The following is a 21,885-nucleotide window of genomic DNA, read 5'->3' as shown; positions in this document are numbered from 1 at the left end:
TGCTCGACTGGAACTCTTGTACTTAACTCTCCAAAGGGGCTTTAACAGGCAAAAAGCTGCCCGGGATCCCTTGTGCTGCCGGGGATGGGGGTCGGATCGGGAATAATGGAAGCGGCCCAAGCCGGGGGAGTTAGGTTTTCCCCAAGCTGAGGCTGCTGTTTCTCTTCATCTTGAGGCCGGTTATGGTTTTGCAGGAGGCGGCGGGCGTGCCCCGCATCAACGCGCGCGAGTCGGATGTTTTCGACATTTTCAACCTGAAGCATTATCTCGGCCCTAACCCCTATCTCAATACAGCCGCTTTCACCTTCGACTTTGCCCTTACCCAGTGCCCACAGCCGCTGCCCATTGATGTCTACCTGTCCAAGGTCTGCTTCCATTTCCCCCAGTTGCAGGAGGGATCCTATCCTTCCTACGCCCACTTGTTTGCCCGGCTGGTGGCGGAGGTGAACCGGTTGCAGATGGATCTCCACTTGCAGCGGTGGAGCTGTCATCCGTTTTCAGAGTATGTGCGCATCGCGGTGCAGACCTTACATGGCCGTACCACTCGTGCTGCGGTCTATTTTGCTTGGGATTGGCTGGAAGCCATCACCCAAGGACAGCCCTTCGATTTTGAAGGGGAGATGCGCCGCCTGCAGCAATTGTTTCGCGACTCGGTGTACGGCGGGCCGACGGTCTATGCCCTCTTGCGGGCTGCTCACGAACGCGGGATCCCGACCTACTACCTGTGGGATGAGGGGGTGATGCAGTATGGCTATGGGCGCAACCAGGTGCGAGGGGTGGCCACCACCTTTCACTGCGACAGCCATCTCGACTCTGACTTCACCACCCGCAAAGACGATTGCAAAGCCTTTCTGGCGGCGCAAGGGTTCCCCGTGCCCCAGGGAGAGGTGGTCGCCTCTTTGGCAGAAGCTTTGCAGTTGGCGCAGGAAATCGGCTATCCGGTGGTGCTCAAGCCGGTGGCCGGCCATAAGGGGATGGGGGTGACGGCTGGCATTCAAACCCCAGAAGAGCTGGCCTTTGCCTACGAGGTAGCCGTGGCAGCCCTTTCCCCTGAGGAGCCCATCCGGCTGATCCTGGAAAAGCATCTGCAGGGCACTGATTTTCGCCTGTTGTGTGTGGGAGGCCGCTTTGTGGCGGCCACGGAACGACGCCCCGCCTCGGTGACGGGAGATGGCCGAAGCACCATCGGGCAGCTCATCGAGCAGGCCAACCGGGATCCCGCCCGTTGGGATACCCCCACTTCTCCCCTAGGGCCGATCCAATGGGATGAGACAATGGAGCGCTTTCTGGCGGAGCAGGGCTTGACAGTGGACAGTGTGCTGGAACCGGGGCGGACGGTCTATCTGCGCAAGGTATCCAATCTCTCGGCGGGAGGAGTGAGCCGCGATGTCACGGCCACCGTCCATCCCGACAACGTGGTTTTGGCCCAAACCATTGCCCAGCAGTTCTCGCTGGTGTGCTTGGGCATCGATGTCATTGCCCCCAGCCTGGAGCGCTCCTGGAAGGAGGTATCCCTGGGGATCATCGAGATCAATGCTGCGCCAGGTGTGCTCATGCACCAAAAACCTGCCATTGGCGCGGGAGTGGATGTGCCGGGGGCAATCCTCGACCATCTGTTTCCCAAGACGGCCCGCATCCCGATTTTGACCTTTAACCGCCTCACCTTGGCGGAGGCGCACACCTTGGTGGAGCATATTTTGTCCCACCGCCCCAACGCATGTGTGGGATCCGTCTGTCGGGAGGGCGTGCTGCTAAACCACAGCTCTAGACCCCTGCAGGGCAGCCTCTTTCGCCAGGTGAAAACCCTGCTGCGCCATCCCCAACTGGATCTGCTTTTGGCGGAAGCCGACGAAGAGACCCTGGAGCGGGAGGGCTTGGCCTACGAAGGCAGCGATCTGGTGGTGCTGCGGGATCCCTCCGATCAAGAGCTGCAAACCCTGAAACGGGATCTCAACCCCGGCGGCGCCCTCTTCCTGCAGCGGGGATCCACCCTAACTTTGACGGTGGCGGGCCAGGCGGAGCGATTTGAATTGCCGGGGACAGACCTTCAGATGGGGATCCTGCTGCGCTCCATGACCCTGCGGATCATCTGCAGAACCATTAGCCAGATGCTGAAGAACTGGTCTGGCTGAGGGGTTTTGGATTTTCTTCAGATTCTTGTAAAAGGGTAGGCAAAACAAGGGATCCCTGCTGGGGAAAAAGGCCGGCCAGCCAGTCAGCTCTACACCCCTCGGAAAGAAGCGCTATCATAGAAGTCCGTCGAATAAACTCCCTTCGTAAAACCTCGCGAGGCAGATCGGATGGATTGGGTAGAAAAGGTGCTGGAAAAGATCCGGGAATGGGTGGAACGTGTGATCGACACCCTGCTGGGGAACCCCCAGCCTCAACCTGCTCCCATTCCGGTAGAAGATGGATCCCATCGTCGTCGTTAATCCGACTGCCATTGCCCCCGGCGGCGAGCCTCTCAGCCTCTTGGTACTGCATGGCCCCAACCTCAACCTGCTGGGGGTGCGAGAGGTGGGCATCTACGGCTCAGTATCCCTAGAGCAGATCGATCAGGCTCTGCATCGGCAGGCAGAAATGCTAGGGGCGAAGCTGGAGATTCTCCAGTCCAACCATGAGGGGGTGCTCATCGATGCCATTCACCGTGCCCGCCAGCAGCATGTCGGCATTCTGATCAACCCCGGCGCCTATACCCACACCAGCATTGCTCTCCGAGATGCCATTGCAGCCGTAGGATTGCCCACTGTGGAAGTCCACCTAAGCAACATCCATCGCCGCGAGCCCTTCCGCCAGCACTCTTACATCGCCGCCGTAGCGGTTGGGCAAATCAGTGGTTTTGGGGCGCAAAGCTACCTGTTGGGGCTACAGGCTCTGGTGCAACACCTGCGCCTGCAATCTGTGTAGGATCTGTGTAGGTGCCCTCAGCTCTCCAGGAACTCCTGCACGGCTGTGCGAATAAAAGCTTCATCCTCGGGGTTTTGATGAGGATTACCGGCCCGGTGCCCCCAAATGGAGGGGATGATCTTGTAAACCGCGTTCGGGATCCATTCTGCCTCAGCCCGACAATCTTCTGGGGTGAAATACAAATCCGTCTGGGCGGGCATCACCAATGTTTGGGCCTGAATTGCCCTCAAAGCAGCCCGATAATCTCCCCGGTGAATGGGGTTGTCGCTGATATCGCAGCGGATCCAAGTTTCGATCATCGATAGCAAATTCTGCGGATCCCGGCGGCGGTAATTGGCCTCCCAGCCTCGCTCTAGATAATCTTCGAGAGAGGCATACCCCAAGGATTCATAGCATTTTTGGTTGAAAAAAGGTTGGGAAACAGCCCAACTGGCGTAGATGTGGGCAAAAGCTCGCAGACCCCGCTCTGGGACACCCGTAAATCGACGACCGTTCCAGGCGGGATCGGCAGTTAGGGCTGAGCGCAAACTCTCCAGAAAAACCCGATTGTGAACTGTGGTCTTGGCGGTGCCACAGAGGGCTACGATCCGTTCCACCCGCTCAGGAAACAGGGATCCCCAGTGATAGGCTTGCTGAGCCCCCATCGACCAGCCGTAGATCAGGCGGATGCGTTCGATCCCAAAGTGTTGGCGAATCAGGCTCTCCTGCAGGCGCACATTGTCCCAGTGGCTAAACCAGAAGCCATCTTCCCGCAAGCCACAGGCTGGATCGTTGCTGGGGGAAGTGGAAAGGCCATTGCCCAGCATATTGGGAATGAGGATAAACCACCGCTGCGGGTTGAGGATGCCGTCGGGACGAATCAGCCACTCCAGGTCGGGATGCTGAGCCCCATAGGAGGTGGGGTAGAGGATCAGGTTGTCTTTTTGGGGGGAAAGAGTCCCGTAGGTGGCGTAGGCGAGCGTGATTTGGGGCAGTTGGATCCCGCACTGTAGCTGAAAATCGTTCAGGCTCCAGGTGTAGTGAGTCATGCCTGAAATTGTTCAATCACCTGACGATGAACCCGCACATACCCCTGCCCTAGATGAGCCAGATGGGGCTTGAGGTATTGATGGGCATCGGCCAAAGCATGAAATGGAATGGAGGGGTAAAGGTGATGCTCAGCATGGTAAGGCATATTCCACATCAAAAAGCGGATTGGCCAAAGGGTAAGGGTGGTACGGGTATTGGAGAAGGGATCCTCGGTTTGGCTACAGCCTGTGTGCTCTGCCAGCAAAATGAAGCGCAAGATCGGCTGCCCTACCGCCAAAGGCAACAGCCACAGCCACACTATCCAGGGATCCCCCAGCAGAAGGGAGAGCAAGCTCCCAAGGCCGTAGATCCCTAGCTGCAACCGCACCGAACGAATGACCTCTTGGCGGGCCGATTCAGGAATGTAGGGATAGCCTTGCAACTGGCCGCTGGCTATGCGGATGTAGGTCTTCACCTTGCCGATCCACCAAGTCAAGCCGCTCAGCTCGAGCAAATACTCCGGCCAGCTCTGGGGTTTGGGATCCTCCAGCTCCGGATCCTTGCCCGGAATCTGGGTATAGCGGTGGTGCCATTTGTGGTATCGGCGATAAAAAGTGCTGTTGTAAAACGAGAGCAAGCCCGCCACCCAGGCTACCCCGTCATTCAGTTTTGGGCTGGCAAAAGCGGTGCGGTGTACACATTCGTGCAAAGCAGCAAACATCGTCGCCAAACTGGCCCCGTAAACCACCAGCGCCGGCAGGGCAATCCAGCCATTGACACCTTTCTGGGTCACCCACAGGCTGCCACTCACCGCCATCACCGCCAAATGTCCCAAAAGCTGCCGGAGCCCGGCTGAATTGGAGCGGACATTCAGTTGTCTGAGGCGCTCGCTCGGGATCAACCGTTGCGGATCCGGCAAAATCGGTGTTGTCTCGACAGCCATGGCCTGTTCTTGTGAGCTACGAGAATGGATAGAAGTTATCCAATATCAAACCGAGGCCAGACCTTTCCGCCTGTGTCCAAGACAACAAAACCCTGGACCAAACTCCTAACCATGACTGCGGGGATCCGGCTGATTGGGGAGGATAGGCCCGCTCCGCTCCAGCGCAGACACTGGCCCGGCATTGGTCAACTGCAGGGGCTGTCCAGTTGCCAGAGCCAACACATTGGCTCGCAGAATCGACGGCGGCTGTTCGCCAATCGCCGATCCCAGCACTTCTCCCTGCCGATCCAAAAACAGAAAATGAGGGATGCCGTTCACCCGGTAGCGGCTCAGCTCCGGCAGCCACTTGGGATTATCCACATTGAGCATGACAAAGTTGACTTGATCGGCAAATTCCTGTTTCAGGCTGGCCAGGAGGGGCGCCATCGCTCGGCAGGTGGTGCACCAATCGGCGTAGAACTCCACCAAAGAAGGCTTGCCATTGGCCTGAGCTTGCTCCCAAGGTATGGCTTCTTGGGCTAGAGCCTCTAGGTTGCTGCCCGCCTGACGCCCTTGGTTAGCCAAAAACAGTCCTGCTGCCAAGAGCACAGCTACTGCGGCAATCAACCCGTTGCGCAACCGTTTTGCCCAGTCTTTCTTCATCCTTCCTCACCTTGCTAGGCGCTGGATCTGACCTCAGCCCTCGCCTTCACTGTTTTAGCATCCCACCCTGTCCCACCGGTTCCGGCCAGAACCGGGTCTATGCCATCCCACGATCTTGGGCCGGGATCCCGGCTGGAGAAGAGGGCCAGGTGAGCGATAATGGGTGCGGCGTTTGCACCGATGGCTCAGCGATGCGCATCTCCTTGAAGTGGCTGCGAGAACTGGTGGATTTCCAACTTTCACCCGAAGAACTGGGGGAGGCCCTCACCCTGGCGGGGTTTGAAGTGGAAGAGATCGAAGACCGCCGCACCTGGGCAGATGGGGTGGTTTTGGGCAGGATCCTGGCTGCCGAGCCTCACCCCAACGCCGACAAGCTGCAGGTTTGCCAGGTGGACTTGGGATCCGATCGGCCTGCCACCATTGTCTGTGGAGCTGCCAACGCCCGCGCCGGGATCCTGGTAGCAGTGGCCACGCCCGGCACCCATTTGCCCGCCCTCTCCCTCACCATTGCCAAAGCCGACAAGCGGGGGGTGATCTCGGAGGGCATGATCTGCTCTCTGGCAGAGCTGGGGCTGGAGAAATCTTCCGAAGGGATCCACGAATTCCCGCCCGACTTGGATCTGGAGGTTCATCCGCTTGGCTCTGATGTGCGCCCCCTTCTAGGCTTGGACGATGTGGTGCTGGATCTCACTTCCACCGCCAACCGGGCCGATGCCCTGAGCATGGTGGGGATCGCCCGCGAAGTGGCTGCCCTCACCCGCAACCCGCTGCGCCTGCCCCCCGTCCAGCCTCTTCAGGCCAAGCCCATCCCCAACTTTCAGTTGCGCATTGCCGACGCCAAAGCCTGCCCCGCCTACAGTGGCGTGTTGATCGAAGGGGTGAAAGTCGGCCCTTCCCCCGACTGGCTAAAACACCGACTGGCCGCTGCCGGCATGCGATCCATCAACAATGTAGTGGATATTACCAATCTGATCCTGCTGGAATGGGGCCAGCCTTTGCACGCCTTCGACTGGGATCGCCTGCTCCAGGTCATGGGCAAGAAAAAACCCACCATCGAGGTGCGCTTGGCCCAGCCGGGAGAAACCTTAAAGACCTTGGACGGCCAAACCCGCACCTTGCAAGCCGACAGTCATCTCATTGTGGCCGGCAGCCAACCGGTAGCTCTGGCCGGGGTCATGGGAGGGGAAGAAACCGAGGTCGGCTCGACCACCACTCGCATTTTCTTGGAAGCAGCCCTATTCGATCCAGCGGTGACGCGGCGCTCGGCCCGGTCTCAAGGTCTGCGCACCGAGGCTTCCACCCGCTATGAGCGAGGGGTTAACTTTGCCACCCTCGATCAGGCCCGGGATCGGGCGGTGCAGTTGATCCTGGAACTGGCAGGGGGAGCAGTGGCCGGCCTCACCACCTTTGACCAGCGGCCCCCCCTGGAACGCACCCTGAAATTGCGGCTGTCGCGGCTGATCGATGTGTTGGGGGACGAGGTGCAGGCGGCGGATGTGGAAGAGATCCTGTCTGCCTTGGGCTTTCAGCTCTCCCGTTGCGAAGAGGCCAGTTCCCAGGATGCTCTCTCCCCCGCTACAGAAACGGCAACTGTGGCCCGCTGCGTCTGGCAGGTCGCCGTTCCCCCCTATCGCCTGCGGGACATTGAGCGGGAGATCGACCTCATCGAGGAGTTTGCCCGTCTCTACGGCTATGACCGCTTCTCGGAAACCCTGCCCACCGAGCCGCAGGTGGGATCCCTTTCGGCGCGGGAAACATTCACCCGCCAGATCCGAGAAGTGCTGCGGGGCATTGGCCTGACAGAGGTATATCACATCTCCCTCTGCCCGGCGGAGGAGGATGGATCTTTGGTGAGGATTGCCAATCCACTTTCGCCTGAATATTCAGCCGTGCGCAATGCGCTACTTCCCGGCCTGGTGGAGGCCTTCCGCTTCAACTGGGATCAAGGCAACGGCCCGCTCCAAGCCTTTGAAATCGGTCGTGTTTTTGCCCATGCCCTTCCCCCCAACCCCCACCCTTACCGGGAAGCTGAGCATATCGGCGGTATCTTGGGCGGGGATCCCAATCCCCACGATTGGCAGCACCGCAACCGACCCATGGACTGGTTCGAGGCCAAGGGACTGCTGGTCTCTGCCCTGGAGCGGCTGGGATTTGGCCCGGAGTTTCGTCTGGATCCCCCTGAAGAGCAATCGCCGCTGCTGCACCCCGGTCGCCAGGCCGGCCTGTGGCTCGAGGGATCCCGCATCGGTTTGTTCGGGCAACTGCACCCCCGCCTCTGTCAGGAAAAGGGGCTGCCAGATCAGGTCTATGGGTTTGAGCTGCAGTTGGATCCCTTGCTGGAAAGCCTGGAGAGACGGGGCATTGTGCAATTTGTCCCCTTTTCACCCTTTCCTGCTGCCGATCGGGATATCGCCTTCTTTGCGCCACTCGACCTTGCCGTTGGTGAGATCGAGAAGGTTATCCGTCGAGCGGGCGGAGAACTTCTCCAATCGGTGCAGCTTTTCGACGAGTACCGGGGCCAAGGAGTACCTGCAGGGCAGCGCAGCCTTGCCTTCCGCCTAGTGTACCGCGCTCCCGATCGCACCCTCACGGATGCGGAGGTAGAAGCTCTGCAAAACCAGGTGAGGGCGCAGTTGACAACACAATTTCCGGTTACCTTGCGCAGCTAGCCGACCACTTTACCCCAGCCGCGGCGGGCTGCCCTTCTCTGGCAGCATCTTCATCAGCAGTTTGGCCCGGCGTTGCTTGCTTCTGTGCCGGACGAATGGCTAGGACGGTTGGTGGGGGTGTCGGGAGATCTGATCCAACGTTGCCGTCGAGAAATGAGGATCCCCGCTGGCGCTTTGGGCTGCGGAGAGCAGAATTGAGACGGGGGGAGCCTCGGAGAGAAACTCGAGCGCTTGTCTCGCCAAAAGACAGGCTGCTGCCGCCTCAACCCCAGCAAAAGGACAGCAAAACACTTGGTCAAAGGAATTGGTGGCTTTCAGGCTGCAGCACGATCTCGCTCGGTACAGCACCGGCGGGCGCTGTGAGGGCAAAGTGGATGGCTTCCGCAGCCGTGGCAGGGCTGAGCATCTTGTCTCGCTGCACCTTCAGGCTGATGGGATCCCAGAAGGGTGAGTCGATGCCCCCGAAGTAAAACAGCGTAAATCTGACTCCAAAGCGCTTCAGCTCATCGGCCATGCACTTGCTAAACCCGACCACCCCAAACTTGGCCGCACAGTAAGCAGAGGCCATCGCCATGGGATGACGTCCAAGGACGCCGGGGAAATTGAGGATGTGGCCGGATTTTTGCTCCCGCATGGGGTTGGCAGCCAGTTGGCTGGTGTAGAAGCTGCCCTTCAGGTTGACCGCTATCATCCGCTCTAGGTCTGCGGGGGTTAGTTGCGGAGCAGGTTTCAGGATCCCGGCCCCGGCCAGGTTGATCAGCACGTCAATGCGCCCATGCGTTTGCACCGTTTGGTTGACCAGTGCCTCTACCTGGGCATAGTCTGTCACATCGGTAGGGATCCCCACTCCAGAGGCAGCCCCCAAAGAGGCTGATTTCTCCACCAGAGCTCGCAGGGGCTCTTCTCGCCGAGCGGCCAACACCAGATGGGATCCGGCCTGAGCCAGCATGGGCACCAGGACGCTGCCGATACCCCCTGTTGCCCCTGTGATCAAAATAACTGCCTGCGATAGCGGAGAAGACACGTTACGTTTCTTAAACTCTTTTTCCCATCATACACAGGGATCCCGACAAGCCAGTCACAGCCCCACTGGATCCCTCGACAGAGGTCATCTGAGCGGTGGAGAAGACAGGAAAGGCTGGTACAGCCACAACCCACTGAACCCCAGGGTTAGGAGAGTGAGGGGCAGGCCAAAGCGCAGATGTTCTCCAAACGAGAGCACGTAGCCTTTTTTGGCCGCTGCCTCGACTGTGATCAAATTGGCCACCGCCCCAAATAGTGTCAAATTGCCTGCCAAAGTGGAGCCAGCAGCCAGCAACAGCCAAGCGGTGGTCTCCTGTCGGGGCAGGAACGATTGCAGCAACAGCACCGCCGGCACATTGGAGATGAGGTTGGATAAAACGGCCACACTGCTCAGCAGGGCAAGAGGGGATCCCGCCAGACTCTCTGCCAAGGATCCCAAGCCCATCCCCCAAGCAGTGACCAGCTCTCCCGTTGCCCGCGTCAGGATAAATAGCCCGGAAAACATCACCAGCAGATTCCAGTCCACCTGCTCCAAAAATCGCTCCGGCTTCAGCCTACGGGTAATCAACAACAGGGCCGCCGCCACCAAGGCCGATTCTGCCAAGGGAAGTCCGGCTACAAAGGCCACAAACAGCCCCCCCGTAATCACCACGCTCTTGCGCAACAGGGGCGGGTAGAGCCGCAGCGGCAGCCAAGGCACCTGGGCAAAGGGTTTCAACGAGCGCACCTCAGGGTAGTACAACCACAGCAACCCCACTTCCAGCAGCAGCCCTACCACGGCAATGGGGGTCATCTGGGCAGCAAACTCCAGATAGCCGATCCCAGAGAAGGAGCCGATCAGGATATTCTGCGGGTTGCCGCTCAGGGTGGCGACGGATCCCAGGTTGGTGGCTGCCGCCAAGCCCAGCAGATAGGGAATCGGGTTTAACCCCAGCACCGTTGTGACCTGCAAAGTCAGGGGAGTAAACACCAGCGCCAGCGTGTCGTTGAGCAGGAAAGCCGAGAGCAGCCCGCTGCCGAACACCAGCATGATCAACAGACCAAAGGGGCTGCGGCTCACCCGAATCAAGCCCAGCAAAGCCAACTGAAAAGCCCCCCCATAGGACAAGCTGGCATTTACCACCATCATGCTCAGGAGAAACACAATCGTGGTCGGGTCAATGGCTTCCCAAGCCTGCCGTAGCGACAAGGTCCCCAAGCCAATCAACAGGGCGGATCCCACCAGGGCGATGGTGGCCCGGTTCATACGCAACCTAGGCAGGGATCCCAGTCCCAGCCCGACATAGCTCAAACCCAACACCAACCAAGACAGCCCCTGCACCCCCCGATCCCTCCCGCACTTCTTTCAGGATCCCTGATGGGTTCAGCCAATGGCAAAGGCTGGAGTTGAAACAGGCCCAACATTCCCGATACTCAATAAGTCACAAATAAGTCACAAGAACCAATCATGGTCAGAAACCTTTCGGGATAGTCCAAAAGCTCCGCTGGATCAGCGCGTTTGCCTCGGCAAGCTGCAGGCTGAGCAGAGGTGGGGAGAATATCCAAGGTTCGGCCATCGTTCGTAGGATAATGGGAGCCCGTAGGCACTAACCCGCAAACATTGAGTTACCCGCCGTTCACTGAGGAGTTGTCCCCTTGGTCAAAGAACGCGTAGAGGTGATCGTCCCGGCCACCACCGCCAATTTGGGGCCAGGGTTCGACTGCATCGGTGCAGCCCTAGAGCTCTACAATCACTTCTATTTTCGCGAGATCCCTTCTGGCCTCAGCATCCACTACCGCGGCAGCGACCACATTAGCCAGAGCAAGGACAACCTGGTGTACCGGGCTTTTTGCCGCGCCTTTGAGCTGCTGAGTAAGCCTGTGCCGGGGGTAGAAATCGAAATCACCCTCAACGTGCCGCTGGCGCGGGGGTTGGGCAGTTCTGCTACCGCCATTGTCGGCGGCTTGCTGGGGGCCAATGCCATTGGGGCGCTTAACTTAGCTCCCGAAACCCTCCTACAACTGGCCATTGCCCTAGAAGGCCATCCAGACAATGTGGTGCCCGCCCTGCAGGGCAGTTGTCAGCTTTGTGTGCAGGGACAGCAGGGGCAGTGGGTGTTCTGTCCGGTGGAGTGGCATGAGAGCATTGGCATCCTGGCTGTGGTGCCCAACTTTAAGCTTTCCACCCAAGCGGCCCGCGAGATCCTGCCCAAATCCGTCAGCTTGGCGGATGCAGTTTTTTCCAGCAGCCATCTGGGCCTACTCATCCGCAGCCTGCAGTCGGGGCGGGTGGACTGGCTGAAGGTGGCCCTGCAGGATCGGCTGCACCAGCCGGCGCGTATGGAGCTGATCACCGGGTTCAAAACGGTTCAAGCTGCAGCCATGGCTGCCGGAGCCTATGGAGTGGTGATCAGCGGAGCCGGGCCTACCCTTTTGGCCCTCTGTGCTCCCGAGAATCGGGAACGGGTGGGATCCGCGATGGTCAGCGCTTGGGCGCAGTTGGATATTGAAGCAGAGGCCAAACTGCTCAATCTGGATCGGCAGGGGGGGCGGGTGGTGATCCACTCCCAGCAATCTGGATAGGAAACTTCCTGTCCAATCGGGGAGCTACCCTGCTGCCGGGAAGCCGTCTTGCAGCAGCAACACCAAAGGCGGAAGAAATAGCCAAGCCGCCACCATCAAGGATGCCGCTGCCGCCATCAACACGGCTGCTGCCGCGCAATCTTTGGCGATCTCGGCCAAGAGGTGATACTTGCTGCCCAGGGTGAGATCCACCACCGCTTCCAGAGCGGTATTGACCAGCTCAAGCGCCATCACCAAGCCGCTGGTCAGGCTGATCAGGGCCATTTCCACAGCGCTCAGCCGCAGGCCCAGCCCAAGGCCAAAGGCTATCACCGCCACCGCCATGTGGATGCGGAAGTTGCGCTGAGTGCAGATGGCATAGACCAAGCCCTTGCCCGCGTAGTAAAAACTTTTGCCCAGGTTGTCAGCCACTTGCCAAGAGGGGGGGCGTCGCCAGGGATCCATCCCCGAAGGCTCGGCAGTTGCTGCGGGATCGGCCTCAGAGATAGGCGCTGGGTCTACACCGGTGGGCCCGGAATGGACGCGCCGCCGGAACACCGCCAGGTGAGAACGCTCCGGCAACCGACTAGGGCTGTTGGCCATGGGCCACCTCCCCATCCAGTTGGATGGCTGCGAGCAACTGTCGCTGTTGCTGCAACATGCGCTGCAGGGACAGTTCATCCGGGTGATCCCACCCCAGCAGATGGAGCAACCCGTGGCTGGCCAACCAGGCCAACTCTTGCGAAAGACGATGCCCCTGCGCCTTGGCTTGTGCGCGGGCGGTGGGCACCGAAATCACAATATCCCCCAGCAGGCGTACCCCCGTTACGTCTTGGATCTCAAAGGGGGCAAACATCTCCTGCGCGGCAAAGGCCAACACATCGGTGGGCTCGTCGAGATGGCGAAACTCGCGGTTGAGCTGGCGGATGTGTTCATCGGAAGTGAGGCAAAGGCTGAGCTCGCATGGCTCCTGGACTCCCAGCTCTTTCAGCCAGATCTCAAACCAATGACGCCAAGTGGCTTCTTCAACCGGGCTGGGGATGTTGAATTGCAGATAGAGATCTAGAGATCCATCCATGCGGGCCTCACTCACACCACGCCCCCTATTCTACTAGTTTGCCCGGGTTGGGCCAGGTTTTGTTTCTCTGCTCCGCAAGCTGCTGCAGCACCTGTCGCAGTCGATTCTCCAACAGATGGCAGCCTGAGTCCAAATCCTCTGTCGGGAACAGATCCCCGGCAATGCCCACTGCCCAGGCCCCTGCTTGCAGGTATTCCGCTGCCTTGGCCAAGGTGACTCCCCCGGTGGGGATCAACGGCAGGGATCCCAGCACCGATTGTAGATGGCGCAGGTAGCGGGATCCCCCCATGCTCTCCACCGGAAACACCTTTACTGCCGTTGCCCCCGCCTGCCACGCCCTCCAGATCTCGCTGGGGGTGAGGGCACCGGGCACGATGGGCAGCCCTACTTCCCGACCCCAACGGATGACTTGCTCATCGGTGAAGGGGCAAACGCAAAACTGGGCTCCTGCCTGCCAAGCCTGCTCCGCCACCTGCCGATCGAGAACAGTGCCCACCCCTATCCAACACTGCGGGTGGTCTTGCCGCAGTTGGGCAATCAACTCCAGGTATTGGGGAACTTGCGTGGTGATTTCAATGTGGCGGATCCCGGCTCGGATGGCCAGCATGGCTCCCTCGAGAGCTTGGGCTGGGCTGGCCCAGAGGCGGATCACGGCAATCAGCGGCTGCTGCCACAGATGGAGTAACCAGGGGTGCTGTGACCCTTTTCTGAAACTGCACTCAGCATCCTCGAATGCCATCTGTAGGAAAATACCCGCTCAGTGTTTTGCAGTTGCTTGGGTTTAGCTTAAGTTTAATTGCAATCCAAAAACGAAAAAGTCAGCCTGCCAATGAAATAATGACAAACCATAAAGCCTAAACGTCTTTTCTTTCAAGGGAAAGCCTAGCAGATGACTCAGGAACAAGCAAAGCCGGTGTTTTATAGGGGCAACTGTTTGCGCGTTCGTGGCCTTTGCCGGAGTGTTTGCTTTTCCCAGCTTTTCACGGCGTTGCTGGTTCCTGCTCTGGCCTTGTTGTCTCCCTAACCGGTGCTGAACTCAGCAGAGAAGAGGAGGAAGATTCCTCAAACCAAAGGTGCCGCAAGGTATCCCGTCTGTATGAGGCAACTTTTTGGTTGGCCTTCTAAGCGTGAGGTTTGCCAGCAGGTGAGCGGCCAGTTTATCGTCATTTCCTAGTTTTTCTAGTCCGTTGAGGTTGCTGCCGCTTGAGTTGCATGCCGTCAGGCCTGTGGGATCCGGAGGTGGAGTCGCTACTGTCTGGCTCTTCTGTTGCTGTTCGGAGTAGCCCTAAATAGCCAGCTCAGGCCCGATTCAGATCCGTGGGGATCTTTGTATCCTTAGGGTCGATGGGTCGGTTGCAGAGGGTGTGAGGAGTGACGAGTCTGAGTCGTGGGGCACGCAGACTGAAAGTGTGGGTGATGCTTGGATTGCTCACCCTCTTGCTGTTGGGGGGACTGGGGGGGGTTGCCCCGTCTCAGGCGCAGAATGTCAACCAATTGCAACAGCGGCAGCAGCAGATCCAGCAACAAATCCAGAGCACTCAGCGCCGCTTGGGAGAACTGCGCCAAGCAGAAGAAGAAGCCCGCCGCCGCATGGGATCCCTGCAGCAAAACCTTCGACAGACCGAATCCAGCCTTCGCGACAATCAGTATCGTCTGGAACAAGCCCAGAAAGCCCTGGAGCAAGCTCAAAAGGAGCTACAGGAGCTGGAAGACCGCCTGAGACGGCAGCAACAGGGCACGGCTGCCCGTTTGCGCTACATGCAGCGACAGGGGGCCGAACATTGGTGGGCTTTGCTGCTCACCAGCCGTGACTTGAACGAGTTTTTCGACCGCCGCCACCAACTGCAACTGTTGATCGAGGCGGATCGGCAGTTGATCCAAGAGCTGCAAGCAATGGCCAAAGAGGTGGATCAACAGCGCATTGCCCTGGAGATGCAGCGCAACGAGATTTCCTTGATTTTGCAGGAGCTGGCCGCCCAGAAGAATCAACTGCAGCAGCAGGCTGCCGCCCAAGAGCAACTGGTGGGCCGCTTGGCCAACGAACGCGCGGCCTATGAAGCAGCCCAACGGCGGTTGGAAGCCGATTCTCGACAGCTCACCAGTCTGATCCAGCAACTGATCGCCCAGCAGGCCCAACAGCAAGGGGGCAGGGATCCCGTTCAAGGGACAGGCCGATTCATTGCTCCGGTGCGCGGGCCGATCACCAGCGGCTTTGGCTGGCGGGTTCACCCCCTCTACCGCAGTCGCCGCTTTCATGCGGGGATCGATTTTGGTGTGCCCACCGGCACCGCAGTCAGAGCTTCAGACCGGGGCACCGTCATCTACGCCGGTTGGTACGGCGGCTACGGCTATACGGTGATTGTGAATCACGGCGGCGGCATCACCACCCTGTACGCCCACAACAGCCGCGTTGCCGTTGGGGTAGGCCAGCAGGTACAGCGGGGGCAAGCAATTGCTGCTTCCGGCTCCACCGGCCTCTCCACCGGGCCCCATGTTCACTTTGAAGTGCGCGTCAATGGCCAACCGGTGGATCCCCGCCGCTACCTGTGAAGCAAAGCCTCCGTCGGCAACAGCTTCAGGGATCCCGCCTGCAATGTCCACCGCACATCGGCAATGGAGGACAGCTCCTCCGGGTCGTGGGAAACCACCAACACCGTCCAGGTGGACTTTAGCCGAGCCAACAGCTCGATCAACTGCCGTCGCACCGACCAATCCAATCCTGCCGTCGGCTCATCCAGCAACAGCAAAAACGGGCCACGGATCAACTGGACGGCCAGGGCCAAGCGCCGCTGTTGCCCGCCGCTGAGGCGGTTTGGGGAGGTATGTAGAGGGATCCCTTCCAATCCCACCTGTCTGAGGGCGTTTTCGATCTCTTTTCTCTGTAGCTCTGGATAACCAAAGCGCATTTCCTCCAGCACCGTCAAGCCGCAAAAGTGGCGCTCTGGAAACTGAAACACCAACCCCGCCATGCTGCGCAAGCGGTTGGGGGAAAGTTCTGCCCCTCCCCAGGTAATCCGTCCTTGGGTGGGCCGCGCCAAGCCAGCCAAAATCTCCAGCAGGGTGCTCTTGCCCGCCCCACTTTTGCCCACGATCAGCCCCAACTGGTTCAGGCCCAACTCAAAGGAAAGATCGTTGAGAATGGGCTGGGAAACGCCTGCCGGATGGTAGGAAAGATGCTGAACTTGCAACATGGGGGGCAAAAGAGGGGGATGCTGTCGTTATTTTGGCACCGGAAGATCCCCGCGCGACAGCTATGGCCCTTCTTCAGCGGGAAGGTCGAAGCTTGGGAAACACCTCTATCCGGAGGAGCAGATTAAGCTAGCCTGAAGGTAGGGTAAATTATCGCTCTGGTTATCCTGATGGCGCAGCCTTCTTCTGCAGATTCTCCTTCGGTTGGGGCGGGATCCCCCCCCCAGCTGAGTTACACCCGCCTGGCCATGCGCAACATGGTGCGCAAAGGCAAGACTTCCCTGCTTCACTTCACCCTGACAGCGGTGGGGTTGGTGGCCCTGCTGGTGGGGCTGGCCTACCTGTTTCACTAAGTTTTCACTGAGTTCCGCGAGAGTGTCCTGGCTATACCCTCTTGCAGTTGTTCCTAGGGCGGGAAAGCCACACCCTGAAAGGTCTTTCTTGTTACACTCCATGTCGCTTCTTAAGCTTTTCCCAAGATTAGGTGTTAGGAAGGAACAAGCAGCAATGGCTCCTACGGTTGGACCTACGGTCCGCTTCCGCGAACGAGCGCACGGCAATCCCGGCTGCTGAAACGCCAACCTTTGGCTTTAATGCTACGCAATGTGCTACGCACCGCTATCGCGAGCGCTAACGCGACTGGACTTTGGCCTATGCAGACTTCGCCAGACCTCACCTCCGCTCGTTCTGTCATTCGCCTGCTGCTGTTCGCCAAGAGTCGAGCTGTTGTTGCCGAGCTTGAGGAGCATCTGCGCCAGCACATCCAGGGGTTGCCCGGCCAATACCCTGCTCAACTGGAAGTGGTGCCGCTGGAGGAGCACCCCTACCTGGCAGAGCATTACAAGCTGGTGGCCACTCCGGCTCTGGTCAAGGCTGAGCCCTTGCCCGCTCAAGTTTTGGCGGGCGCAGACTTGGCGACGCAGTTGGAAGTGTGGTGGCCTCGTTGGCAAGGCCAAGCGGCTTTGGCCGCCCATCAAGAAGGAGCAGGACGGGATCCCGCCTCCCCTCCGACCACCGAGGCACTGTTGCAAATGTCGGAAGAGGTGTTTTTGCTGCGGCAGGAGCGGGCCCAATTGCGGGAGCAGTTGGACTTCAAAGATCGCGTTCTGGCCATGCTGGTGCATGATTTGCGCAGTCCCCTGACGGCCACGGCTCTGGCGGTCGAAACCCTGCAGCAGGGGCGCGAGGGATCCCTGGACAAAGCGCTGGAACGGCAGTTGTTCGACCACGCGCGCCAGCAACTGCGCAAGATGGACAGCATGATCACCGATATCCTGGAGTCGGCCCGTGGCGCTGCCTCGGAGCTGAGGATTCGAGCCGTAGAAACCCAGTTGCCCGGCTTGTGTCAGGCGGTGATCGAGGAGCTATGGCCGCGCATTCAAGGCAAGCGGCTGCAGTTTCAAGCGGATATTCCCGTGGATCTGCCCTCCGTCCATGTGGATCCCGACAAGATCCGCCAAGTTCTGTTCAACCTGCTGGACAACGCCATCAAGTACACCCCTGCCGAGGGATCCATCCGCCTCGATGTCCTCCATCGCACCAGCCAAAAGGTGCAGGTGACCGTCAGCGATACCGGCCCTGGGATCCCGGAAGCCGACCAAGAGAGCATCTTCTCCGATTCCGTCCGCCTGTCCCGGGATCAGCAGCAGGAGGGCTATGGCATCGGCCTTTCCCTCTGCCGACGGATTGTGCGTGCCCACTACGGCCAGATTTGGGTGGAGTCTTCCTTGGGCAAAGGCAGCAGCTTTCATTTCACTTTGCCTGTATATCGGCTCTGCAAGCGCTAGCCGAGAGCTGGCTCCCCAGTGGTGCAAGCCCTCAGAGACTGACGGTTTTCCAGCATCAAGGAGTTGCCAACAGCCGGCAGAATAGGCACGTACGGAGTCCTGGGTTTACTGCTCGCGCTGCGCGACGCTTCCGCGTTGGAGCGGTTCCGTCTTTCAGGTCTTTTGCGTTTGAATGGGTTAAGGATCCCTTGGCTTTTTCCTCTTCATCTTCTTCATCTACAGTAAAGTGCTTCTCGATGAGTGCTTCTGGGATGAGCCCCGTAGAGACGAGTCGTTGTGCCGCTGAGCTGCCCCTACTGCTGGCTCCGGCAGGGGATTGGGAGTGTGCCAAGGCGGCAGTGGAAAACGGAGCCGATGCCATTTACTTTGGGCTGGAGCGCTTCAACGCCCGGATGCGCGCCCGCAACTTTACGGAAGCGGATTTGCCGGAACTGATGGCCTGGCTGCACCGGCGGGGGGTACGGGGCTATGTTACTTTGAATACTCTGGTTTTTCCAAGAGAGCTGACGGAAGCCGAGGGATACATCCGCTCGATGATTGCGGCGGGGGTGGATGCGGTGATTGTGCAGGATATCGGCATCGCCCGCCTGATCCGGCATCTTTCCCCCGATTTCCCCATCCATGCTTCCACGCAAATGACCATCACCAGTGGAGTGGGAGCGGAGTTTGCCGCTGAGCTGGGCTGTGAGGTGGTGGTGCTGGCGCGGGAATGTTCCCTCCAGGAAATCGCCCAGATCCAGGCCTATCTGCAAGAGAAGGGATCCTCCCTATCTCTGGAGGTCTTTGTGCATGGGGCGTTGTGCGTGGCCTACTCGGGGCAATGTCTGACCAGCGAGGCGCTGGGGGGGCGTTCGGCCAATCGGGGGGAATGTGCCCAAGCCTGCCGCATGCCCTATGAGCTGGTGGTAGATGGGATCCGCCGCGACTTAGGCGAAAAGCGGTATCTGCTCAGCCCTCAAGATTTGGCCGGGCTGGAGGTGCTGCCGGAGCTGGTGAAGCTGGGGATCCGCTGTCTGAAAATTGAGGGCCGACTGAAATCCCCAGAATATGTAGCCAATGTAACGCGGGTGTATCGGCAGGCGTTGGATGCGCTGGGAGCGGGGCAGCCGTGGCAGCCTTCGCAGCAGGAACGCTACGAGCTGGAGATGAGCTTTTCTCGCGGGCTTTATACGGGCTGGCTGCGGGGCATCAACAACCAGGAGCTGGTGCACGCGCGGTTTGGCAAGAAACGGGGGGTTTACCTGGGGCAGGTGGTGGGGATCCAACAGGATCAGGTGGTGATCCGGCTGGAGGCACCCCTCAAAGCCGGGGATGGCGTGGTGTTTGACCAGGGGCAGCCGGAGTTGCCGGAGCAGGGGGGACGGGTTTACCGCGTGCAAGAGAAGCAGGGGCTGGCCTGGATCAGCTTTGGAGAGGGGGCCATTGACCTCAAACGTCTGCGGGTGGGGGATCGCCTCTGGAAGACCAGCGACCCGGAACTGGAAAAACGCCTGCGCCAGAGCTACGCCGGGGATCACCCCCGCTTTCAGCGGCCCGTCCACATGGAGGTTCACGGCCAAGTGGGATCCCCGCTGACGTTGATCGTGCGGGATGAGCAGGGACACACGGTGCGGGTGGATTCGCCGCTGCCTCTGGAGGCTGCCCACCACCAACCCCTCACCACGGAAAAACTGCAACAGCAACTGGGCCGTTTGGGCTCCACCCCCTTCAAATTGGAATCTCTGCACAATGCCCTGCAAGGGGAGGTGATGCTGCCGGTGAGCATGCTCAACCAGATGCGCCGACAAGCGGTGGAACGCCTACAAGCTCTGCGGGCCCAGCCCCCGCGCTGGCAACTCAACCCTGAAGCTCGCTGGCAAGATCTGGTGCCTTCTCAGGAGGAGCCCGCAAGGGGATCCCCGCAGTTGGTGGTGTTGGTGCGGGATCCGGCGCAACTGCCGGCGGCGATAGCCAGCGGTATTAGGCAGATCTATCTGGAGTTTGAGGATCCCCGCCGCTATCGGGAGGTGATCCGCACAACCAAAGCCGCCCATCCCGAGGTGGAACTGTGGGTCGCTCCGCCCCGCATCACCAAGCCGGGAGAAACCTGGATCCTAAAGCAAGTGTTGGTCGGCGGAGCCGATGGCTACTTGGTGAGAAATTACGATCATCTCCGTTTCTTTGCCGGGCAGCGCTGCATTGGGGATTTTTCGTTAAATGTGGCCAATCCCATCACAGCCTACTATCTCAAAACCCGCTACAACCTAGAGCGCTTGACGGCTTCCTATGACCTCAACCATGAGCAACTGGGATCCCTGCTGCAAGCCGGCCCCGCCGGTGGGTACGAGGTTACCCTTCATCAACACATGCCCCTGTTCCACATGGAGCACTGCGTCTTTTGCGCCTTTTTATCCAGCGGAACGGATTACACCAATTGTGGTCGCCCATGTGAAAAACACGAGGTGAAGCTGAGGGACAGAGCCAATGTCGAGCACATTTTGAAGGCCGATGCCGGCTGTCGGAATACCCTCTACAACGGCAAGGCCCAAACGGGGGCAGAATATGTGCCGAAATTATTGGCCTTGGGCCTGCGCTATCTGCGCATCGAATTTTTGCATGAATCCCCCGCCGAGATCCAACAAACCCTGCACCGCTATCAGCAACTCCTACAAGGTCAACTCAGCGGATCCCAACTGTGGCAGGAGCTGAAGCTACACAGCCAATTGGGGGTTACGCGCGGGTCTTTGGAGAGTTAACGGCTGCGCTGTCTTTCTCTAGGGCGCCGGCTCTGCAGCTGTGCTCCGACCGGAGCAATGCGAAAAACATTCCGGCAAAGTTGGCGTAAAATTTCCTCAGGGTATTGTTATTCCCAGGTGCTTCCCCAACCTCTTCTCAGCTTTTTCTCTATCCTCTGGTTGCCGTGAAACACACCCTCAGCGCCCTCGTGCAGGATCAGCCTGGCGTTTTAACCCGCATTGCGGGGATGTTTGCCCGTCGCGGCTTCAACATCGACAGCCTTACCGTTGGCCCCACCGAACGACCGGGGATCTCTCGTATCACCATGGTGGTGCAGGGCGATGAACACGATGTGGAGCAGATGACGAAGCAGCTCTACAAGCTCATTGACGTGCTGAAAGTAACCGACATCACCCATGTTCCCTGTGTGGAACGGGAGCTGATGCTGGTCAAAGTTAACGCCAGCCCCGATACCCGCTCCGCCATCATGGATGTGGCCCAAATGTTTCGTGCCCGGATTGTGGATGTGGCAGAGGAGTCTTTGACTCTCGAGGTAACCGGGGATCCCGGCAAAATGGTGGCCATCATCAAGATGTTGACCAGCTTTGGCATCCGCGAGATCGCCCGTACCGGCCTTGTGGCTCTCACCCGCGAGTCCGGTGTGAATACGGAATACTTGAAGCAACACCCCACCCTAGTCACCATCTGATGGCCCCAGGAGAAGCGATGCCGAAGTCGGGGTGGAGGGGCCAGGGATCGGTTGTGCGCGGCGCACTCAGCCTTGTGGCTATTGTGCTGGTGGGGCTGCTGGTCGGCTGTGGCCCCAGGCCGCCAAAACCGATTGTGCAGCAGGCCCTTGCCTATCAGATCGCTCATGTGTCCGGGCCGGTGGGATCCTTAGTGGGCAGCGACCGGTTGTCGGCACATCTGGAATTGCAGGATGTGAAAATCCGCCAAGATCGCCGTGAACCTTTGCTGTTAGTCTCAGGAGAAACCCTGGAAGGCCATCACCTCAGCGGTACCTACACCCTAATCGTGCATCCGCCGGGATCCCGCCGCCCCTATCGCCGCAAAGGGGATCCCTTCCAGATCACCCTGGCTCACCAAAAGCCACGAACTGCTGCTACCCAGCGCTCGCGGGATCAGGAGCCCGACCGCGTTGAAACCGCGCCCGAACGGTGGCTGCTGGCCTACAGCTCACCGGATTCCAAGACTTGGGAGGTCATCGACTTTCTGCCTCAGCCCGCACCGGCACCGGAGTTGCCTCCTGCCGGGCCAGAACCTACACTGCCGGCAACTGCACCTGCTGCCGCCGACGTTGGCAGGACGGAGTCCGATGGAGCTCCCAGCCCTACCAATACTTCTACTCCCACCTGAAGCAGA

General features: G+C 59.4%; 20 protein-coding genes. 11 read left to right on the top strand and 9 right to left on the bottom strand.

Going from position 1 to position 21,885, the window contains the following annotated elements; translation table 11 throughout:
* The first annotated feature begins 182 nt into the window (after positions 1-182).
* The 3 genes from NW842_RS04090 to aroQ all read left to right on the top strand — a co-directional run bounded on the left by NW842_RS04090 (position 183) and on the right by aroQ (position 2,907).
* Complete coding sequence (locus NW842_RS04090; protein ID WP_414417523.1) at positions 183-2,132, top strand: acetate--CoA ligase family protein; 1,950 nt, start codon at positions 183-185, stop codon at positions 2,130-2,132.
* A gap of 168 nt (positions 2,133-2,300) precedes the next feature.
* Positions 2,301-2,432 carry a hypothetical protein gene (locus NW842_RS04085; RefSeq protein WP_011434447.1) on the top strand — a complete coding sequence of 44 codons (132 nt, stop codon included), beginning with the start codon at positions 2,301-2,303 and terminating at the stop codon, positions 2,430-2,432.
* A complete protein-coding gene (gene aroQ / locus NW842_RS04080) occupies positions 2,410-2,907 on the top strand; it encodes a type II 3-dehydroquinate dehydratase (RefSeq protein WP_049749607.1) in 498 nt (165 codons plus the stop codon). Before NW842_RS04085 ends, aroQ begins: the two co-directional genes overlap by 23 nt.
* A gap of 17 nt (positions 2,908-2,924) precedes the next feature.
* Here the strand turns inward: aroQ and NW842_RS04075 are convergent, their stop codons facing one another.
* The 3 genes from NW842_RS04075 to NW842_RS04065 all read right to left on the bottom strand — a co-directional run bounded on the left by NW842_RS04075 (position 2,925) and on the right by NW842_RS04065 (position 5,500).
* Complete coding sequence (locus tag NW842_RS04075) at positions 2,925-3,935, bottom strand: alpha/beta fold hydrolase (RefSeq protein WP_414417522.1); 1,011 nt, start codon at positions 3,933-3,935, stop codon at positions 2,925-2,927.
* Positions 3,932-4,858 carry a fatty acid desaturase family protein gene (locus tag NW842_RS04070; protein WP_011434450.1) on the bottom strand — a complete coding sequence of 309 codons (927 nt, stop codon included), beginning with the start codon at positions 4,856-4,858 and terminating at the stop codon, positions 3,932-3,934. Before NW842_RS04070 ends, NW842_RS04075 begins: the two co-directional genes overlap by 4 nt.
* 105 nt (positions 4,859-4,963) lie before the next feature.
* The gene (locus NW842_RS04065) at positions 4,964-5,500 is read right to left on the bottom strand and encodes a thioredoxin domain-containing protein (protein ID WP_414417521.1); all 537 of its coding nucleotides are present in this window, start codon (positions 5,498-5,500) and stop codon (positions 4,964-4,966) included.
* A gap of 191 nt (positions 5,501-5,691) precedes the next feature.
* Here NW842_RS04065 and pheT point away from each other — a divergent pair, with 191 nt between their 5' ends.
* Positions 5,692-8,169 carry a phenylalanine--tRNA ligase subunit beta gene (pheT, locus tag NW842_RS04060; RefSeq protein WP_414417528.1) on the top strand — a complete coding sequence of 826 codons (2,478 nt, stop codon included), beginning with the start codon at positions 5,692-5,694 and terminating at the stop codon, positions 8,167-8,169.
* Between the two features lie 295 nt (positions 8,170-8,464).
* Here pheT and NW842_RS04055 read toward each other — a convergent pair whose 3' ends face one another.
* Both NW842_RS04055 and NW842_RS04050 read right to left on the bottom strand, forming a co-directional pair.
* The gene (locus NW842_RS04055; RefSeq protein ID WP_414417520.1) at positions 8,465-9,193 is read right to left on the bottom strand and encodes an SDR family oxidoreductase; all 729 of its coding nucleotides are present in this window, start codon (positions 9,191-9,193) and stop codon (positions 8,465-8,467) included.
* Between the two features lie 84 nt (positions 9,194-9,277).
* Complete coding sequence (locus NW842_RS04050; RefSeq protein ID WP_414343561.1) at positions 9,278-10,513, bottom strand: anion transporter; 1,236 nt, start codon at positions 10,511-10,513, stop codon at positions 9,278-9,280.
* A 314-nt stretch (positions 10,514-10,827) separates the two neighbouring features.
* Between NW842_RS04050 and thrB the strand changes: the two genes are divergently transcribed.
* Positions 10,828-11,754, top strand: a complete 927-nt coding sequence (gene thrB, locus NW842_RS04045; RefSeq protein ID WP_414355493.1) for a homoserine kinase — start codon at positions 10,828-10,830, stop codon at positions 11,752-11,754.
* 24 nt (positions 11,755-11,778) lie between these two features.
* Here the strand turns inward: thrB and NW842_RS04040 are convergent, their stop codons facing one another.
* From NW842_RS04040 to eda, 3 genes are read right to left on the bottom strand one after another with little or no spacing between them, the layout of a single operon-like run.
* Positions 11,779-12,336 (bottom strand): diacylglycerol kinase family protein, encoded by a 558-nt coding sequence (locus tag NW842_RS04040; RefSeq protein WP_414375609.1) that lies wholly within the window; start codon positions 12,334-12,336, stop codon positions 11,779-11,781.
* On the bottom strand, positions 12,320-12,811 hold the full coding sequence (gene ybeY / locus NW842_RS04035; protein ID WP_414417519.1) for an rRNA maturation RNase YbeY: 492 nt from the start codon (positions 12,809-12,811) through the stop codon (positions 12,320-12,322). The genes NW842_RS04040 and ybeY overlap by 17 nt, the downstream gene beginning before the upstream one ends.
* 25 nt (positions 12,812-12,836) lie before the next feature.
* Positions 12,837-13,550 (bottom strand): bifunctional 4-hydroxy-2-oxoglutarate aldolase/2-dehydro-3-deoxy-phosphogluconate aldolase, encoded by a 714-nt coding sequence (gene eda / locus NW842_RS04030; protein WP_414389148.1) that lies wholly within the window; start codon positions 13,548-13,550, stop codon positions 12,837-12,839.
* Positions 13,551-14,227: 677 nt separating this feature from the next.
* Between eda and NW842_RS04025 the strand changes: the two genes are divergently transcribed.
* On the top strand, positions 14,228-15,361 hold the full coding sequence (locus NW842_RS04025; RefSeq protein WP_414417527.1) for a murein hydrolase activator EnvC family protein: 1,134 nt from the start codon (positions 14,228-14,230) through the stop codon (positions 15,359-15,361).
* Here the strand turns inward: NW842_RS04025 and NW842_RS04020 are convergent.
* Complete coding sequence (locus tag NW842_RS04020) at positions 15,352-16,002, bottom strand: ABC transporter ATP-binding protein (protein ID WP_011433492.1); 651 nt, start codon at positions 16,000-16,002, stop codon at positions 15,352-15,354. The genes NW842_RS04025 and NW842_RS04020 overlap by 10 nt on opposite strands.
* 168 nt (positions 16,003-16,170) lie before the next feature.
* On the opposite strand from NW842_RS04020, the gene NW842_RS04015 reads away from it, so the two are divergent.
* The 5 genes from NW842_RS04015 (at position 16,171) to NW842_RS03995 (ending at position 21,879) form a co-directional block, all read left to right on the top strand.
* Entirely contained in the window at positions 16,171-16,353 is a 183-nt protein-coding gene (locus tag NW842_RS04015; RefSeq protein ID WP_414352125.1) for a DUF3285 domain-containing protein, read from the top strand.
* A 300-nt stretch (positions 16,354-16,653) separates the two neighbouring features.
* Positions 16,654-17,787, top strand: a complete 1,134-nt coding sequence (locus NW842_RS04010; RefSeq protein ID WP_414417518.1) for a histidine kinase — start codon at positions 16,654-16,656, stop codon at positions 17,785-17,787.
* A 236-nt stretch (positions 17,788-18,023) separates the two neighbouring features.
* Complete coding sequence (locus NW842_RS04005) at positions 18,024-20,522, top strand: peptidase U32 family protein (RefSeq protein WP_414417517.1); 2,499 nt, start codon at positions 18,024-18,026, stop codon at positions 20,520-20,522.
* A 164-nt stretch (positions 20,523-20,686) separates the two neighbouring features.
* Positions 20,687-21,211, top strand: coding sequence for an acetolactate synthase small subunit (ilvN, locus tag NW842_RS04000; RefSeq protein WP_414374441.1), 525 nt, complete (start codon positions 20,687-20,689; stop codon positions 21,209-21,211).
* Between the two features lie 53 nt (positions 21,212-21,264).
* On the top strand, positions 21,265-21,879 hold the full coding sequence (locus NW842_RS03995; RefSeq protein ID WP_414374442.1) for a hypothetical protein: 615 nt from the start codon (positions 21,265-21,267) through the stop codon (positions 21,877-21,879).
* The last annotated feature ends 6 nt before the right edge of the window (positions 21,880-21,885 follow it).

Origin of the sequence: Synechococcus sp. R55.4, from assembly GCF_047461935.1 — a bacterium.
Classification (GTDB): domain Bacteria; phylum Cyanobacteriota; class Cyanobacteriia; order Thermostichales; family Thermostichaceae; genus Thermostichus.
This window is presented reverse-complemented; position numbering and strand designations above follow the sequence as displayed.

Bases quoted from the DNA above. Each gene is read 5' to 3' on its own strand.
- NW842_RS04090 (WP_414417523.1), top strand. From the start codon at position 183: ATGGTTTTGCAGGAGGCGGCGGGCGTGCCCCGCATCAACGCGCGCGAG.
- NW842_RS04085 (WP_011434447.1), top strand. From the start codon at position 2,301: ATGGATTGGGTAGAAAAGGTGCTGGAAAAGATCCGGGAATGGGTGGAA.
- aroQ (WP_049749607.1), top strand. From the start codon at position 2,410: ATGGATCCCATCGTCGTCGTTAATCCGACTGCCATTGCCCCCGGCGGC.
- NW842_RS04075 (WP_414417522.1), bottom strand. From the start codon at position 3,935: ATGACTCACTACACCTGGAGCCTGAACGATTTTCAGCTACAGTGCGGG.
- NW842_RS04070 (WP_011434450.1), bottom strand. From the start codon at position 4,858: ATGGCTGTCGAGACAACACCGATTTTGCCGGATCCGCAACGGTTGATC.
- NW842_RS04065 (WP_414417521.1), bottom strand. From the start codon at position 5,500: ATGAAGAAAGACTGGGCAAAACGGTTGCGCAACGGGTTGATTGCCGCA.
- pheT (WP_414417528.1), top strand. From the start codon at position 5,692: ATGCGCATCTCCTTGAAGTGGCTGCGAGAACTGGTGGATTTCCAACTT.
- NW842_RS04040 (WP_414375609.1), bottom strand. From the start codon at position 12,336: ATGGCCAACAGCCCTAGTCGGTTGCCGGAGCGTTCTCACCTGGCGGTG.
- ybeY (WP_414417519.1), bottom strand. From the start codon at position 12,811: ATGGATGGATCTCTAGATCTCTATCTGCAATTCAACATCCCCAGCCCG.
- eda (WP_414389148.1), bottom strand. From the start codon at position 13,550: ATGGCATTCGAGGATGCTGAGTGCAGTTTCAGAAAAGGGTCACAGCAC.
- NW842_RS04025 (WP_414417527.1), top strand. From the start codon at position 14,228: ATGCTTGGATTGCTCACCCTCTTGCTGTTGGGGGGACTGGGGGGGGTT.
- NW842_RS04020 (WP_011433492.1), bottom strand. From the start codon at position 16,002: ATGTTGCAAGTTCAGCATCTTTCCTACCATCCGGCAGGCGTTTCCCAG.
- NW842_RS04015 (WP_414352125.1), top strand. From the start codon at position 16,171: ATGGCGCAGCCTTCTTCTGCAGATTCTCCTTCGGTTGGGGCGGGATCC.
- NW842_RS04010 (WP_414417518.1), top strand. From the start codon at position 16,654: ATGCAGACTTCGCCAGACCTCACCTCCGCTCGTTCTGTCATTCGCCTG.
- NW842_RS04005 (WP_414417517.1), top strand. From the start codon at position 18,024: ATGAGTGCTTCTGGGATGAGCCCCGTAGAGACGAGTCGTTGTGCCGCT.